Origin of the sequence: Shumkonia mesophila, assembly GCF_026163695.1 — a bacterium.
Lineage (GTDB): Bacteria > Pseudomonadota > Alphaproteobacteria > Rhodospirillales > Shumkoniaceae > Shumkonia > Shumkonia mesophila.
Genome location: NZ_JAOTID010000006.1, coordinates 1 through 16,068, shown reverse-complemented (window position 1 = coordinate 16,068; position 16,068 = coordinate 1). Strand labels below are relative to the sequence as shown.

The window sequence follows — 16,068 nt, the reverse complement described above, 5'->3', positions numbered from 1 at the left end:
CGTTCCTGTCCTTGGCGATGTCCCCGTCCGGGTCACGGCGCCGCCGCGGCGGCATCGCCCGTTCCGTCCACGGCCGCCGGCGAGCGGCCGGCATGGGCCACGGCGTGGAAGACCCGAAGCGTGAAGCAAACGGCGGTGCCGCGCGGGCCGTCGGCGGCCACCGACAGCCGGCCGCCGTGGCGCTCGACGATCGAGCGGCAGACGGAAAGCCCGATCCCGGCGCGCCGCGACGGGCCGGCGGCCAGGGGGGCCATCAGCCGCTCGCGGCCGTCCTGCGGCCGGGCGGGGGCGGTGTCGACGACGGCCACCTCCACCTCGTCGGTGGCCAGAAGGGCGGTGCGAAGCGTCAGGACGCGGGGGCCCTCGCGGTCGCCGGCCATGGCCTCGATGGCCGCCCGGGCCAGCGCGATCAGGGCCTGCTGGATCTGCACGGTGTCGCCCTTGACCCACGGCAGCGCCTCGGCCAGCGTCTTTCGCACCGCGATCCCGGCGTGGCGGGCCTCGCCTTCCACCAGGCCCAGCGCGTCCTCGATCGCGGCCTTGATGTCGAGCGGCGTCAGTTCCGGTTCGTCGCGGCGGATGAACCAGCGCATTCGGCGGACGATCTCGCTGGCCCGTTCGGCCTGCCGGGCCGTCGCCTCCAGGGCTTCGCAGAGGTCGCCCCCCGCCGCCGGTCCGGCCCGCAGCCGCCGCACGCAGCCGCAGGCATAGTTGTAGATGGCGGTCAGCGGCTGGTTGATCTCGTGGGCGAAGCCGGCCGCCATCTCGCCCATGGTGCCCAGCCGCGCCAGGTGGGCCAGCTCGTTCTCCAGCCGCCGCGTCTCGCGTTCCGCCTGCCGGCGCGGGGTGACGTCGCGGGCATTGATCACCACGCCCCGCACCGCCGGATCGTGCAGCCGGTTCCGGGCGATGGCTTCCAGCCACCGCCACGTGCCGTCGGCGTGGCGGACCCTAAACGGCATCGACACGATGATGCCCGGCGTCCGGACGCCGGCGAAAAAGGCGTCGCGCACGCGCGCCAGGTCCTCGCGATGGATCAACTCGAAGGCGCTGACCCCGATCATCGCCGCCGGCTTCCGGCCGAGGATCGTCTCGGCGGCCGGGCTCTGGAAGCGGATGACGCCGTCCCCGTCCACCACGGTGATCGATTCCAGCGCATCCTCGATCAGGGCGGCGAACCGGCATTCGCCCGTTAGCCGGGCCTCCTCGGCCCGCGCCCGTTCGGCGCTTTCGGCCGCCAGTTCCCGGCTGGCCTGGGCGAGCCGCCGTTCCAGGTCGCCCCGCGCCGTCTCGCCATCCTTCAATCGATGGTTGAGGGCGCGCCAGCGCCGGAACGCCAGAACCAGGGCCGCCATCGCCACGGCCAGCGCCCCCGTCGACAGCGCGGCCAGGCTTCCCGAAACCGGCGGCTGCGGCTGGGCAAGCCACCCCTGGCTCCACCCGAAGGCCAGCGCGGCGCCCAGCGCCACGACCGTCAGTTCGCTTCGGTTCAATGGGCCTTTCATCGCGCTTCCCTGGTGTTCCCGGCCAACCCCCCGTCGGCCCGCCTGCGCCGCGGGCCGGCCGCACACTACCATAACGATTTGTCGCCGGGCAGCCCCGTGGCGGCATGGGGCGCCGTTTTCATCGCCGGGGCCCCGCGCTTGACGCCCGGGCGGGGCTTGGGCAGAGTCGGGGCGCACGAACGGAGAACGCCATGCTGGCCGAACAACGACGGGGCCTGATCCTCAGCATCGTGGCCGAGACGGGGGCGGTCACCATCGCCGATCTGCACCGCCGGCTGCGCGTCTCGCGCGAAACCATCCGGCGCGACATCACCCGCCTGGACCGCGAGAACCGGCTGCTCAAAACGCATGGCGGCGCCCTGTTGCGCGACGCCGTCGAGCCGGCGTTCGTCGAGCGGCTGTCGGTGAACGCCCAGGGCAAGCGGGCCATCGGGCGGGCCGCCGCCGCGCTGGTTCCCGACGGCGCCTCGGTCATCCTCGATTCCGGGACCACCATCCAGGGCCTGGTCGAGGCGCTGATGGACAAGCGCCGCCTCACCGTCATCACCAGCGACATCCAGGCCGCCACGCGGCTGGCCGGGCGCAACGACAACCGCGTGCTGCTGCTGGGCGGCGAGGTGATCGCCGGCGAGGGCGCCGTCATGGGGCGCGACGCCACGGCGATGCTCGCCACCTATTTCGCCGACTTCGCCTTCGTCGGCGCCGGGGCGCTCTCGACCCACCCGTGGCTGATGGATTTTTCGCGCGAAGCCGCCGAAATCCGCGGCCAGATGCTGGCCATGGCGCGCTGGCCGGTGGTGCTGGCCGACCACACCAAGTTCGCGCGCACGGCGCCCGTCCGGGTCCCGAACCTGGAAAAGGCCCGCCACATCGTCGTGGATCGGGCTCCCGAAGGCGCCTTCGCCGAGGCCCTGAAGCGCCTGGACGCCGAGGTGCTGGTGGCGGCGGGTGGGTAGGCGGGCCGCCTCACCGCCGCCCGATTCCGCCGGGGCGGCCAGGGGACGCGGTTTGGCGTCGGGTTATGATCCGTAGAACGGCATTAGGCCTGTAGGCATAAGACGACGAAGGCCGACAAGGTATCCCACATCGACGCCAAATGCTCCGGCGACGGCGCAAAATTAGGCGAGTGGACGTACCGGTTTAAGGTATCAGCCGACACCAGTTTATCTGCGTGTTGGAACTTCGTAAGAATGCCCAACTGCTTTTGGTCGATCTTGCCCTTGGCCCGGAGATCATTTCCGATTTTGACAACGCGGGTCGAGAGCTTGTCCTGATCATTTACAGTCAGTTTTGTCTGCTGGAGATAGTTCTCGACCGACAACTCCAGCAGGACACGGAAGAGTACCGAAATTGCGTTCGGATGCACGGAGATCTGCAGATGAAACTGCAATTCCTCCCAAATCTGGCGGTGACGCTGCAATCGTCCGGGCCAAACTAAGCCGTAGTCCGTTTGAGGAATGAGGGTCTTTCGTTGGGTCGGTTTAGGCTTCGCTGTTGGTTTTGCCTTCTTCGGTTTCGGACTTCCGTCGTTCGCCTTGTCGAGCATGTCGGCGGCGGTAGGTAAGACGCCTTCGGCCTCCAACTTGTCGAGGTAGGCGGTCTTTCCATCGACATCCCAGATATGGCCGAGGACGACTCGGCGGTTCGCCATATCGTCGGCGACCCTGGCCAGCGCAGTCAATACAACATCTTCCGTATGCGTGATCTCGAATCGACCACGATTGACGCTGAAACCGAGGCGGTTGCGGTACGGCTCCGCTGAGAGCAGGCGATTCATCGTAGAGCGCGGGATCTTCCGTCGTGACGGCAAGAGCTTTGCTGCTGCAAGGCGGCTTTCAACTTCATCTGCCACATTGAACCCACTTCCTTTTCCCGTTCGGGAAACGAAGGTGGCTTTCATGCGATCATCCCAGGTGCTTTGCCCGATTCCGTTTTGGCTGCCCGTATGACGGCGAAACAGAATCTCGTCAATTCGGTCCCGGTTGACCTCGACTTGGCATTGCACTGTCTTAGGAAATTTACCTGACCACTTGGTTCGCAGATCGGTGAAAAACTCCTGAAGCTCCGAGGTCGGCGCTCGACGCGGCTCTGCGAGCAGCTTCAAGCAGGTCACACGACGGTTTCCGTCAAAGACCAAAAATTTGTCTCCTTCAGGGGAGACCAGCGGTAGTTCGTAGATTTGGCCTTCCTTGACGATATCTCTCGCTAAATTTTTCATATGCGTTTCGCGTTCGTTGAAAAGCCAAGCTATTGCCGCTGTTTCGTTTTCCAGTTCGCCGTGCCTGTCGTTCGCCCGGTTCACGAGAAGAGCACGCAGGGAAATATTTCTGATTGCCATTGAACCCTCGGTAGCGAAGCTACCAATCCGCGGGGCTATCCATCTACAGATTCACATTTATGCCCCTTCATTGACTAATAGATGAATATTTTGACTTGAGGAAGGGGAAAATAATGACGTCAATAGACTGGTTGTTCGCGGATGGTGACAACAGAGAGCGCCCACGGCGGGTTAGTCGATCTCAGCTCTAGGGGTATGGTGACAGGGCACTTAAATCTGTGCTTTACGGTGACAAACTCATTTGATTCCGTATTCAGGCCACTGCCAATTTAGTGCACCCGCAATCCATAATCATGTTACCGCAATCACGCCGCTATAGTAGTGCGTCAGTTTGAAATCGGCCCCTGGCAATCCGTAACAACACGCGGCTGTCTGGCATCAACGCCCCTTAGGCATTCTCGCACTTCGCCACTGATCGTATTGAGGCGATAAACCATTGCTGGGCCGGTCGTAAATTCGTATGGAGCGATGACGCGGGGCGCAATGATTGCCAAGCCTATAACGCAGGCTCCAACCAGAATTGCTTGAGGAGTAGTCATGCTGCGTCGCTCCATTTGCTTTGGGCAGAATGCATCGAAGGCTCGCGGCGATGATAGCGCAGCGCGTTGACCGGTGTTGGCCGCACCTTTCGGTGCACAAACGACCTGTCGGGTTGACCGTCTCGTTCCCTGCTCATTGACCAATCCCGTGTCTTGCGGCCGCAACGGCTCACTCGTCGAAAAATTCTTCAAATTCTTCAAGTATCGTGTCGGTGGTATGGGTCAAGTGTGGAACCTTGGCTAAATTTCTGACCTGGCTATAGGAGATGAAAGAGCAACTCTTTGCCATGGGCCCGCTCTCCAGGAGCGAGAACACGGGACGCAGAATTTCGGTTTTCACTTTCTCCCTCCGCTCATCGGGCGCAACGATGTGGAGCGCGATGTCCATGTTCGGCTGAAGGGCTAACAGATCGGCCATCCTGAGCAGACCGCTATAGATGCTGGTCGTGTGTTCTACTTCGAAGGCTCGCACCATGGAACGCCGATGGAGCCAGATGACGTCGATGTTCTCGATAGTCCGCAACGTGACGCCGTCATAGTTCAAGGGAAGCCGGTCGAGCAGCTTCAACTGTAAATCGGTGGGCAGAAGGTTCCTTATTGCCGTTCGATCCGATGCAGGCACCCAGATGTTAAGCCCCATAAGAGCCCCGATCTTGGCGATTGTCGTCTGCACCTGGGTAGAGGCGCGAACCTCCGCAACTTGCGCTTCCGTCGAAGGCAGATGTTGGTCTAATTCTTCCTCTCGCTGGGGAACCTCGACCTCGACCTCCCCCTTTTCCGTCTTGATCACCGCTCGTTGCCGGAGCTTGCGTTCATCTTCCTTGGTCAACGGATAAGGCTTTGGGGTGTTCTGTTGCTTCGTCAGGAGTTTGAGCAAAAAGTCGCCATCATTCGGAGGTATTACCCGCAATGATGCACGAAAACCAATGCTTTGCGCCCAGCCAAAAGAGCCCGGTTCGACACCATCCGTCAGCGACAGATGGTCCCAGACATCAGGCGCCGTCATGGGCAAAGCGTGTTCAGTCGATAGGGTTATGAGCGGGTTGACTTTGAATCGGACGACGTAAGGATCGTCGCTCTCAAAGAAAATGGGCTCATCGGCAATGAACGGTTTACTAATGATCTCCAGCGCCCCACACCACCGCGAAAGGTGCACCAAGTAGCAGAGAAAGATCGTACCCGGCACGCCCCGATCATGGGCAACCTTCCGCTGCCTTAGCTTGAACCCGGAGATATCGGAGCCGTGCTTAAGAAATTGGCTCCAGGTGTGCGGCGTGAAGAGATCAAGCAGATAGTTTGGCATACCCGCGTCTCCATCGGCATTTCGCCTCAAATACTAGCGATACGATAGAGGGAGTACCAGTTCTAGTAGTTGGCAGACGTTTGCACCACGGACTTTCACTCCTGCCATCAAGCCGCCATACTGGAGCGCGTTTCCCTGAGGCTATTTCCCCAAAATCCTATTTACTTTCGAACGGAAGCAAGGTGGTGGGCGCGTTTTGGCTGGGCTCCGCCAACCAACTCGTCGTCAATACGATCTGGCCGTACCCGTGGTGGCGTCGGGCAGGTAGGTCCAGACAGTGGGACATCCCTTGACATTTCCCTAAATTAGGATTATAGTCACCTTTCCAGTATTTCATCCTGATCTGCGAGGAGTTTTCGCCATGTCCAAGGGCCCCAACGGGTTGACCCATCGCCAGGAGCGCTTCTGCCGCAATTTCGCCGCCGGCTTCAACGCCACCCGCGCCGCCACCGGCGCCGGCTACCGCGCGCTGTGGGCCGCCAACCACGGCCATCGGCTGCTGCGCCAGCCGCGCATCCGCGCCCGCGTCGCCGCCATCCAGGCGGAAATGGCCGCCGAGGCCTGCGACGGCACGGGCGTGCTGCTGGGCAAGCTGGAAAGCGTCTTTCGCGCCGCGCTGGAGGGCCGCAACTACCAGGCGGCGGCGCGCGCCGTCGACCTCCAGGCCAAGCTGGCGCGCATGGCCGCCGCCAGCGGGCCCGTCGAGGCCACTCAAGCCCCTGAATCGACAAGCGAAAATGGCAAAATGACGAGAAATGACGAGGTTTTTTCCGGCCGACCCATGAGAAGACGTTTAATTGTAAGGACTTGCCGGATTTAGCCGGGGCCGGAATCTCGTCATTTCCGGGGGTGGGGGCCTGGGCTTACCTATGTAAATGCGCCCCGGCCCCGTTTCGGAATAGATGGGTTCCCCCCGGGCGCTTCCGGCGGCCCGGCTTCGCGCACCATCGCCCAGCCCCAGAGGAAAGGAGCATCCGATGCCCGACCTGAACGGAAAGAAGATCGCCATTCTCGCCACCGACGGCTTCGAGCAGTCCGAATTGCTGGAGCCGCGCCGTATCCTGGCCGAGGCCGGCGCCCAGGTCGACGTCGTTTCGCCAAAGGACGGCGAGATCGTCGGCTGGGACCACACCGACTGGGGTGAATCGGTGCCCGTCGACGTCAAGCTGGAGGAGGCGCGCGTCGAAAATTACGACGCCCTGGTGCTGCCCGGCGGCCAGATCAACCCCGACAAGCTCCGGACCGAGGCAAAAGCGGTGGATTTCGTGAAAAAGTTTGCCACCTCGGGCAAGCCGGTCGGCGCGATCTGCCACGGTCCGTGGATGCTGATCGAGGCCGGGGTCGTCAAGGGCCGGCGCGCCACGTCGTACCCTTCGATCAAGACCGACATGGAGAACGCCGGCTGCGACTGGCAGGACCGGAAAGTGGTCGTCGACGGCAACCTGATCACCAGCCGCCATCCCGGCGATATTCCCATCTTCACCGGGCGCGTCGCCGAAATGACGGCGGCGCGCTGAACCCGGCGCCCCCTGGCGGCGGGCCTCTACTTCAGCATGTCGGGCCGGAACAGTTTGCGGCGGTCGATTGCCTTGCCGGCCACCACGAACACGCCGTCGCCGGTGTAGTGCAGGGTTTCCGGGTGTTTGGGCGTGCGGGCGGCGCGGGCCTTCACCACCTCGAAGATGAAGAAGTTGTACTTTTCGACCAGCGCGTCGTCGTAGAGCCGGCATTCGAAATGGGCGTGGCATTCGGCGATCGGCGGCGCGCCCACCGCCTCGGCCTTCCCGGCCGTCAGGCCGAAATGGGCGAACTTGTCGATCTCGGCGCCGGTGGTGTTGCCGATGCCGACCACGATGTCGGTCAAGGCCGCGGTCGGCAGGTTGATTACGCATTCGCCGCTGTCGCGGATCATACGAAAGCTGTGGTTGGCGCTGGAGATGACGCACCCCACCAGGGCCGGCGTGAACTCCATCATCGTGTGCCAGCCCATGGTCATGATGTTGGCCTGGCCCCGCCAGCGCGAAGACACCAGCACGATGGGCCCGGGCTCGAGATAGCGGCGGACCTGGCTGACCGGGAAATCGGCCTTGGCGGGGCGGGGCGTCATCGAGGGTTCCTCCGGCGGGTGATCGCACGCCGACAGAATAGCGCGGCTTTGCCAAGGCCGTCTCGATCTCAGCCGGCGAAGCCGCAGGTGTTGTAGACCCCTCGAGTGTAAATGCTGGCCCACAGCCCTTCGTCGGCGATGCCGCAGGTAATGGACGTTTGACTCCACCGGCCGGCCGCCAGGCCGTCGTCGGCGCCGGCCGCGTCCGGGCGCGCGCCGGCGGCCTCAACCGGCGCCGCCCCGCCGCAGGCCCGCCAGGCGGCCATCGGGTCGTGGATGTTCGTCGTCTCGGTCACGTGGGTCCGCATGATGTCCCTCCTCGCTGAGGCGGCCGGGCAGGCCCCGGCCGCGGTCGCCCAAAGTTAAGCATGAGACGCATTCGCATGCAATCCCCGCGTGCGCCATTGCGGGAGTGGAGTTTCTTCCGTCATCCCCGCACTTGTTGCGGGGATGACGCGTGGGTGGGGGAGTGGCCCGGCCCCTCAGCCGGCCAAGCCGGCGAAAATGCCCAACGGGTGGTGGGCCAACGCCACCGAGACGATGAAGGCGAAGACGGCGAGCGCGGTCACGAAGAAGCCGGCCCGCTTGGCCGGCGGGCGGGTCGGGCGGAAGGCCACGATGCCGAGGCCGATGTAGACCACCAGCAGCAGAACCTTGACGGTCAGCCAGCCGTCGACGAACGGGTACTGGCCCACCAGCGTCATCAGCATGAGGGCGGCGGTCAGCAGCGTGGTGTCGATGGCATAGGCCGCCATGCGCACCGCCATCGCCCTGGGCCAGCCGGCCCCGGCCAAAAGCGCCAGCCCGCGCACGGCGAACAGCGAACCGCTCAGCGACACCGCCCAGATGTGGACGAGCCGGATCTCGGGGTAGAACTCGGTCATCGGCGACGGTTCGCGGCTCCGGCAAGGGCCGTATGCGACCGCATGGAATCGCGCTTTCCTTTATCGTCACCCCCGCGCAGGCGGGGGTCCAGGCCCCGGCGCCGCATCGCGCGGAGGGCCCGGTCTGGATTCCCGCCTGCGCGGGAATGACGAAGAAATAAAAGCACCATCCCCTACGGCCGTTGCTGCGGGCTCTCGGCCCCGGCCTCGCCCGGCGCCCCGCGCTGGATGGCCTCGGCCTCCTGCCGTTCGTCCTCGCGGCGCGGGAACACCCACAGCCCGACCACGAAAAGGGCCAGGGCCAGGCCGCCGATCGAGAAGATGGTGTCGCCGGGAACCCGCATCCACACCAAGAGGTCGACCAAGGGCTGCTGCATGAACTCGGCCGAGCGGGCGTACCAGTAGCCGTGTTCGAGCGAGGCGAACAGCTGAAGCGTGCCCAGCGGCAGCAGGGTGAAGGCGGCCATCATCGCCAGCCCGGCGTTGAGGCACCAGAAGCTGGTCTTCAGGATGCCCTCGTGCCAGGCCAGTTCCGGCTTCATGCCGCGCAGGCAGAACAGCGCCAGGCCGATGCCCAGCATGCCATAGACCCCGAACAGCGCCGTGTGGCCGTGCAGCGGGGTCAGGTTCAGGCCCTGCATGTAATAGAGCGACAGCGGCGGGTTGATGAGGAAGCCGAACAGGCCGGCCCCCACCAGGTTCCAGAAGGCGACCGCGATGAAGAACATGACCGGCCAGCGGTAGCGGCGCATCCACGGCGTGGCGCCGCCGAGGCGATAGTTGTGGTAGGCCTCGAAGCCGATGTAGGCCAGCGGCACCACCTCGAGGGCCGAGAAACTGGCGCCCAGCGCCAGCACGGCGGTGGGGGTGCCGGCGAAATAGAGGTGGTGCAGCGTGCCCAGCACGCCGCCCGCCATGAAGACGATGGTGGCGAACAGCACGGCGACGGTGGCGGTCTTGACCGCCAGCAGCCCCAGGCGGGTGAACAGGAAGGCGATGACGGCGGTGGCGAACACCTCGAAGAAGCCCTCGACCCACAGGTGGACCAGCCACCAGCGCCAGTATTCGACCATCGAGAAGTGCGTGCGCTCGCCCCACATCAGGGCCGCCCCGAAGAAAAGCCCGATGGCGACGGTGGACAGGAACAGAAGCCCGATGATCGAGCGGCCCTCCGACGGCGTGCGCAGCGTCGGCCACAGGGCGCGGCCGACCAGGGTGAGCCACAGCATCAGGCCGATGAACAGGAACACCTGCCAGAAACGCCCCATGTCGGCGTATTCCCAGCCCTGGTGGCCGAACCAGAAGTTGTATTCCAGCCCCAGGGTCTGCATCACCGCCAGCCACTGGCCGGTAAACGAGCCGACGACGATGACGATCAGGCAGACCCACAGCACGTTGACGCCCAAACGCTGATAGGGCGGCTCGTAGCCCGACACCGCCGGGCCGATGTAAAGCCCGGTGGCCAGCCAGGCCACCGCGATCCACAGCACGGCCAGCTGGGTGTGCCAGGTGCGGGTGATCGAATAGGGCAGCACCTCGGCCATCTCGTAGCCATAGACCAGCTGGCCTTCGACCTGATAATGCGCGGTGATGGCGCCGAACAGGATCTGCACCAGGAAAAGGGCCAGCAGCACCCAGAAGTACTTGGCGGTGGCCAGCATCGAGGGCGTCGCCTTGACGTGGCGCATCGGATCGAAGGTGGGGAAGCTGTGGCGCTCCTCGCGGTCGTGGCTGGCCGCGTAGTGCCAGCCGAGAAGGCCGATGCCGGCCAGAAGGAACGTCACGCTGAAGGCCGACCACAGGAAGGTGCTGGCCGGCGGCCGGTTGTCGACCAAAGGCTCGCTGGGCCAGTTGTTGGTATAGGTGACGGCGCCGCCGGGGCGTTCGGTGACGGCGGCCCAGGCGGTCCACCAGAAGAAGGCCGACAGTTGGCGGCGGTGCTCGGCGTCGGGCACCGTGCCGTTCTTCATGGCATAGGCCTCGCGCAGTTCGGCGGTCTCGGGGGCGTTGCCGAACAGGCTCTCGTAGTGGGCCGACACCTCGGCGATGGCCACCGCCCGCTCGGGTGGCAGCGTGATGGTGCGCGTCGCCGCGTCGTAGGTGTTCTCGCGCATGGTGGCGGCCAGCCGGCCTTGCAGCGCCGCCTTCTGCTCGTCGGCGAGGTGCGCGTAGGCAAGGACGGAAAAGTCGCGCTTGGCCCAGCCGTCCAGCACGGCGATGGCCTCGCGGTGCAGCCAGTCGGCGCTCCAGTCGGGTGCGACATAGCCGCCGTGGCCCCAGATCGAGCCCAGCTGCATGCCGCCCATCGACTGCCAGACCTGGCGGCCCGTCTCGATCTCGTCCCGCGTATAGATGACGCGCCCGTCGGTCGAGACGACCCTCTCGGGCATCGGCGGCGCCTTCTGGTAGATCTGGTTGCCGCTCCACAGCAGCACGGCGAAAGAGACGATCAGCAGGGTGGCAAGAAGGGTCCACAGTTTCTTGGTGCTGGTCATGCGGATCGATCCTCCGGCAGGATGGGCCTGGGTCTCATTGGGCAAGGGGCCAACTGGAGGTTGAATTACCCATCATTGCCCATCTCTTTAGGTGGCTATTCCTCCTTGTCGAGACAATCGAGGCTATCAGAATGCGAATCGCCCTCCCTTGACGGCCGTCAAGCGCGATGACGGCGCATCACGTCCGATAAACGCATTACGAGTGGGGTTGTTCCGCTCGCCGCCGGCAGGTGGGCCGAAACTTTGGCGGCCTGCTGCCCCTCAATAGGCCCGCACGATCCTGCCATGCCGTCGGCAGCTTTTTTCGGCCAGTGCGACGAAGGTTTCCGTGACGTCTTCGGGGACCCGCAGCGTGGTCGGGTCTTCGCCCGGGAAGGCTTCGGCGCGAAGGGCGGTGCGCACCATGCCGGGATCGACCAGGTTGACCCGGACCGGCGTTTTGATGACCTCGGCGGCATAGGTCAGCACCATGCTTTCCAATGCCGCCTTGGTGACGGCGTAGGTGCCCCAATAGGCGTTGGTCATGCGCGCGGCGGCCGAGGTGGTGAAGATGGCGCGCCCGGAATCGCTCATCCGCAGCAGCGGGTCGAAGCTGCGGATCAGGCGCCAGTTGGCGGTCAGGTTCACCTCGACGGCACGCTTCCAGGTGTCGGGGTCGATGTGGCCCATGGGGCTCAGGATGCCGAGGATGGCGGCGTTGCCGACCAGGACGTCGAGGCGCCGGAAGCGCTCGAACACCGCAGCGCCGATCTGCTCGATCCGGCCGTGATCGGTGAGGTCGGCCGGCACCAAAGTGCAGGCGCCGCCCTGGCTGCGGATTTCGTCGTCCAGTTCCTCGAGCGCGCCCTGGGTGCGGGCCACCGCGATGACGTGCGCCCCCTCGGCGGCAAACTTTCTGGCCACCGCGCGCCCGATGCCGCGTGACGCCCCGGTGACCAGGGCGATGCGGTTTTCGAGACGCCGTTTATCGTCCCCCTCGGCACCCATGGTTCAGTCGCGTTCCGTCAGGAGCGACAGCTGCTCGGGGATCGGCCCTTCCTCCTTGTCGGTCAGGCGGATGGGGTAATCGCCGCTGAAACAGGCGTCGCAGTATTGGGGCGAGCCGCTGTCGCGCTTGGCCTTGCCGACGGCGCGATAGAGGCCGTCCAGCGAAAGGAAAGCCAGGGAATCGACGCCGATGTGGCGGGCCATGGCGGCCACGTCCATGCGCCCCGCCAGCAGCTCGTCGGCAGCCGGCGTGTCGATGCCGTAGAAGCAGGAATGCGCCGTCGGCGGGCTGGAGATTCGCATATGAACCTCTTTTGCCCCCGCGCTCCGCACCATCTCGACGATCTTCATCGAGGTGGTGCCCCTGACGATCGAATCGTCGATCAGCACGATCCGCCTGCCCTTGAGGCGGGCCGCGTTGGCGTTGTGCTTCAGCTTGACGCCGAGATGGCGGATGTTGTCGGTCGGCTCGATGAAGGTACGCCCGACGTAGTGGTTGCGGATGATCCCCAGCTCGAAGGGAACACCCGATTCCTGGGCATAGCCGATGGCGGCGGGAACGCCCGAGTCGGGCACCGGCACCACCATGTCGGCGTCGACGTGGCTTTCGCGGGCCAGTTCGGCGCCGATGTTCTTGCGCACCTGATAGACGTTCTCGCCCTCCACCGTACTGTCGGGACGGGCGAAATAGATGTACTCGAAGATGCAGAAGCGGTGAGATTGCTTGGCGAACGGCTTGACGCTGCGCACGCCGTCTTCGTCGATGACGATGATCTCGCCGGGCTCGATGTCGCGCACGAACTCGGCGCCGATGATGTCGAGCGCGCAGGTTTCCGAGGCCAGGATGTAGCCCTCGCCCAACCGGCCCAGGACCAGCGGGCGCACCCCCAGCGGATCGCGCACGCCGATCAGCTTGCGCTGGGTCAGCGCGACCAGCGAATAGGCGCCTTCGAGCTGGCGCAGCGCGTCGATCATGCGGTCGACCACGGTGGAATAGTGGCTCATCGCGATCAGGTGGATGATCGTCTCGGTGTCCGAGGTCGACTGGAAGATGCAGCCCTGGCGCACCAGGGCGCGCCGCACGCGGTAGGCGTTGGTCAGGTTGCCGTTGTGCGCGATGGTCAGGCCGCCGAACTCGAAATCGGCGAACAGCGGCTGCACGTTGCGAAGGATGGTCTCGCCGCTCGTCGCGTAGCGGACGTGGCCGATGGCCCGGTCGCCCGGCAGGCGGTCGATGACCGCCCCGGAACTGAAATTGTCGCCGACCAGGCCCAGCGCCCGGTGGCTGTGGAAATGGCGGCCGTCGAAACTGACGATGCCGGCGGCCTCCTGGCCGCGGTGCTGGAGCGCGTGCAGGCCGAGCGCAGTCAGCGCGGCGGCGTCGACGTTGCCCACGATGCCGAAGATGCCGCACTCCTCCCGCAGATGGTCGTCATCGTCGTCGCGCCGGGCGGAGGGAAGGGGGGGTGTCATCGTCATGGCCGTTTCGTCTTCGCGCCCGCTTCGTCATCCATCCCACGTTCCTTCCTCGTCATTCCGGGGCGTCCGCAGGGCGAACCCGGAATCCAGGCTGGCGACGGAGTGGTTGCCCTGGATTCCCGCGTTCGCGGGAATGACGATAAAGGCAATTCCGTTCCAAGCAACCCATCGCGGCGCATCATTTGCTGCCCTCGATCAGGCGTTCCATTTCGCGGCGTTCGTTGCGGTTATAGCCCTCGGCGGTCCCGGCGTCTTTGGCTTTCGGCTCGATGGTCAGCATGTCGCGAAAAACTTTCTGCGTTTCAAGTATTTTCTCGGCCTTGTCCTGGACGTTGCCGGCGGCCTTCGAGCCCGCCGTCCTTGCGTGGTCGGGCACCAGGCCGCGCAACATGGCGGCACCCCGCTCGATCAGCGGCATGCTGCGGGCCTCGTGAAGCCAGCCCGGCTGTTCGTGGGGCGGCATCAGCCAGACCAGGCCGAGGTAGGCCACGCAGACGATGACGGCTCCCCGCACCAGCCCGAACAGGAAGCCCAGCGAACGGTCGAGGAAGTTGAGCGCGCTGGCCTTGACCAACCCCGCCGCGCCGCGGGTGACGAAGGACAGCAGCACCAGGGTGACCACGAAGATGACGACGCCGGCCACCAGGTCGGCGATCAGTTCGATGGGGATCACGCTGCGCGCATAGGGCCGGGCGTAGGGATAGCCGTAGATGGTGGCGAAGATGGCGCCGATCCAGCCGGCGACCGCCAGCACCTCGTGCACGAAGCCGCGCGCGTAGGCCAGCAGCGCCGAGATCAGCAGCACGACGATGACGGCGATGTCCGTCACATTGACCGGAAAGTCACCCATGGCGCACCCTTTCGGCGGATCGGACCGCGGCCGGGCCGAACAGACGCACGACCTCGTCGACCCGGGCGATTTCCTTGACCTCCATCCCCTTGGGACCGGGCGGCTTGCGCCCGCCCTCCGCATTGGCGCGCCGCTTGGGCGCGATGGCCTGTGTGAAACCCAGTTTCGCCGCCTCCTTCAGCCGGGTGTCGGTGTGCGCCACCGGGCGCACCTCGCCGGCCAGGCCGACTTCGCCGAACACCACCGATTCCGGCGGCACCGGCACCCCGGACACCGCCGACGCCAGGGCGGCGGCCACGGCCAGGTCGGCGCCCGGTTCCTGGATGCGCAACCCGCCCGCCACGTTGAGGTATACGTCTGCGCCGGCGAAGGCAAGGCCGCAGCGGGCCTCGAGCACGGCCAGCAGCATGGACAGCCTGGCGCCGTCCCATCCCACCACCGCGCGGCGCGGCGTGCCCAACGCCGAGGGCGCGATCAGGCACTGGATCTCGACCAGCATCGGGCGGGTCCCCTCCATGCCGGCGAAGACGCTGGAGCCCGACACGTCGCCCTGGCGGTCGGCCAGGAAAAGCGCCGACGGATTGGCCACCTGGATGAGCCCGGCATCGGTCATTTCGAAGACGCCGATCTCGTCTGCCGGGCCGAAGCGGTTCTTCACCGCCCTCAAGATTCGGAACTGATGGCTGCGCTCGCCCTCGAAATAAAGGACCGTGTCGACCATGTGCTCCAGCACCCGGGGGCCGGCGATCAGGCCTTCCTTGGTGACGTGGCCGACCAAAACCACGGTGAAGCCCCGCCGCTTGGCCAGCCGGATCAGTTCCTGGGCCGAGGTGCGGACCTGGGCGACGGTGCCGGGCGCCGAGTCGAGGTTGTCGAGGAACATGGTCTGGATCGAATCGATGACCACGAATTCGGGGGCGTCGGCGGCATCGAGCGTCGCCATGATGTCGCGCACCGAGGTGGCGGCGGCCAATTGCACCGGGGCGGTATCCAGGCCCAGACGGGCGGCGCGCAGGCGCAATTGGTCGATCGATTCCTCGCCCGAGATGTAGGCACAGCCCTGGTTCTGGGCGAGCGCGGCGGCCACCTGCAGCAGCACGGTCGACTTGCCGATGCCGGGATCGCCGCCGACCAGCAGCGCCGAGCCGGGCACCAAACCGCCGCCGCAGACGCGGTCGAACTCGTCGATGCCGGTCAGCTTGCGGGGCGGGCTTTCGCTTTTGCCCTTAAGGCCGACGAAGTCGATCCTGTGACCGCGCTTCGATCCCAGCCCCTTGGGCACCGCCGCCGCCGGCGTTTCCTCGGCCATGGAGTTCCAGGCCCCGCAGGCGTCGCAACGGCCGGCCCATTTGGCATGGGCGGCGCCGCATTCCTGGCAGACGAATTGGGTGGTCGAGCGGGCCATGGCTGTCGCCTGTCCGGCTACGGCGCCGGCATCTCCCTCTCCGCCCCAACGGGGGGGAGAGGGGCGGGGTGAGGTGGGGAACGCCGCGGCCTTGGGCCCCCCGCCCCCCCCCGCCCCCCCCCCCCCCCCCCCCCCCCCCGCGGGGGGGGGGGGGGGGGCCCCCCCCCCCCCCCGGG

General features: G+C 65.7%; 14 protein-coding genes. 3 read left to right on the top strand and 11 right to left on the bottom strand.

Features of this window, described 5'->3' with window-relative positions; all coding sequences use genetic code 11:
• Positions 1-32 precede the first annotated feature (32 nt).
• Positions 33-1,505 (bottom strand): sensor histidine kinase, encoded by a 1,473-nt coding sequence (locus ODR01_RS11460; protein WP_316977793.1) that lies wholly within the window; start codon positions 1,503-1,505, stop codon positions 33-35.
• A gap of 191 nt (positions 1,506-1,696) precedes the next feature.
• Here ODR01_RS11460 and ODR01_RS11455 point away from each other — a divergent pair, with 191 nt between their 5' ends.
• Positions 1,697-2,461, top strand: a complete 765-nt coding sequence (locus ODR01_RS11455; RefSeq protein WP_316977792.1) for a DeoR/GlpR family DNA-binding transcription regulator — start codon at positions 1,697-1,699, stop codon at positions 2,459-2,461.
• Positions 2,462-2,544: 83 nt separating this feature from the next.
• Here ODR01_RS11455 and ODR01_RS11450 read toward each other — a convergent pair whose 3' ends face one another.
• Both ODR01_RS11450 and ODR01_RS11445 read right to left on the bottom strand, forming a co-directional pair.
• The gene (locus ODR01_RS11450) at positions 2,545-3,843 is read right to left on the bottom strand and encodes a hypothetical protein (RefSeq protein ID WP_316977791.1); all 1,299 of its coding nucleotides are present in this window, start codon (positions 3,841-3,843) and stop codon (positions 2,545-2,547) included.
• A gap of 708 nt (positions 3,844-4,551) precedes the next feature.
• Positions 4,552-5,685 (bottom strand): hypothetical protein, encoded by a 1,134-nt coding sequence (locus ODR01_RS11445; protein ID WP_316977790.1) that lies wholly within the window; start codon positions 5,683-5,685, stop codon positions 4,552-4,554.
• A 361-nt stretch (positions 5,686-6,046) separates the two neighbouring features.
• On the opposite strand from ODR01_RS11445, the gene ODR01_RS11440 reads away from it, so the two are divergent.
• Both ODR01_RS11440 and ODR01_RS11435 read left to right on the top strand, forming a co-directional pair.
• Positions 6,047-6,505 carry a terminase small subunit gene (locus ODR01_RS11440; protein ID WP_316977789.1) on the top strand — a complete coding sequence of 153 codons (459 nt, stop codon included), beginning with the start codon at positions 6,047-6,049 and terminating at the stop codon, positions 6,503-6,505.
• Positions 6,506-6,662: 157 nt separating this feature from the next.
• Positions 6,663-7,202 carry a type 1 glutamine amidotransferase domain-containing protein gene (locus ODR01_RS11435; protein ID WP_316977788.1) on the top strand — a complete coding sequence of 180 codons (540 nt, stop codon included), beginning with the start codon at positions 6,663-6,665 and terminating at the stop codon, positions 7,200-7,202.
• 26 nt (positions 7,203-7,228) lie between these two features.
• Here ODR01_RS11435 and ODR01_RS11430 read toward each other — a convergent pair whose 3' ends face one another.
• The 8 genes from ODR01_RS11430 to radA form a co-directional block, all read right to left on the bottom strand.
• A complete protein-coding gene (locus tag ODR01_RS11430; protein WP_316977787.1) occupies positions 7,229-7,792 on the bottom strand; it encodes a flavin reductase family protein in 564 nt (187 codons plus the stop codon).
• Between the two features lie 68 nt (positions 7,793-7,860).
• The gene (locus tag ODR01_RS11425) at positions 7,861-8,100 is read right to left on the bottom strand and encodes a hypothetical protein (RefSeq protein WP_316977786.1); all 240 of its coding nucleotides are present in this window, start codon (positions 8,098-8,100) and stop codon (positions 7,861-7,863) included.
• A 174-nt stretch (positions 8,101-8,274) separates the two neighbouring features.
• Complete coding sequence (locus ODR01_RS11420; RefSeq protein WP_316977785.1) at positions 8,275-8,676, bottom strand: SirB2 family protein; 402 nt, start codon at positions 8,674-8,676, stop codon at positions 8,275-8,277.
• A gap of 173 nt (positions 8,677-8,849) precedes the next feature.
• A complete protein-coding gene (locus ODR01_RS11415) occupies positions 8,850-11,171 on the bottom strand; it encodes a nitric-oxide reductase large subunit (protein ID WP_316977784.1) in 2,322 nt (773 codons plus the stop codon).
• Positions 11,172-11,432: 261 nt separating this feature from the next.
• A complete protein-coding gene (locus ODR01_RS11410) occupies positions 11,433-12,158 on the bottom strand; it encodes an SDR family NAD(P)-dependent oxidoreductase (RefSeq protein WP_316977783.1) in 726 nt (241 codons plus the stop codon).
• Positions 12,159-12,161: 3 nt separating this feature from the next.
• A complete protein-coding gene (gene purF, locus ODR01_RS11405) occupies positions 12,162-13,637 on the bottom strand; it encodes an amidophosphoribosyltransferase (protein WP_316977782.1) in 1,476 nt (491 codons plus the stop codon).
• A gap of 178 nt (positions 13,638-13,815) precedes the next feature.
• Positions 13,816-14,487: a CvpA family protein gene (locus tag ODR01_RS11400; protein WP_316977781.1), complete on the bottom strand. Its 672-nt coding sequence runs from the start codon at positions 14,485-14,487 to the stop codon at positions 13,816-13,818.
• Complete coding sequence (gene radA / locus ODR01_RS11395) at positions 14,480-15,892, bottom strand: DNA repair protein RadA (protein WP_316977780.1); 1,413 nt, start codon at positions 15,890-15,892, stop codon at positions 14,480-14,482. The genes ODR01_RS11400 and radA overlap by 8 nt, the downstream gene beginning before the upstream one ends.
• Positions 15,893-16,068: the final 176 nt, after the last annotated feature.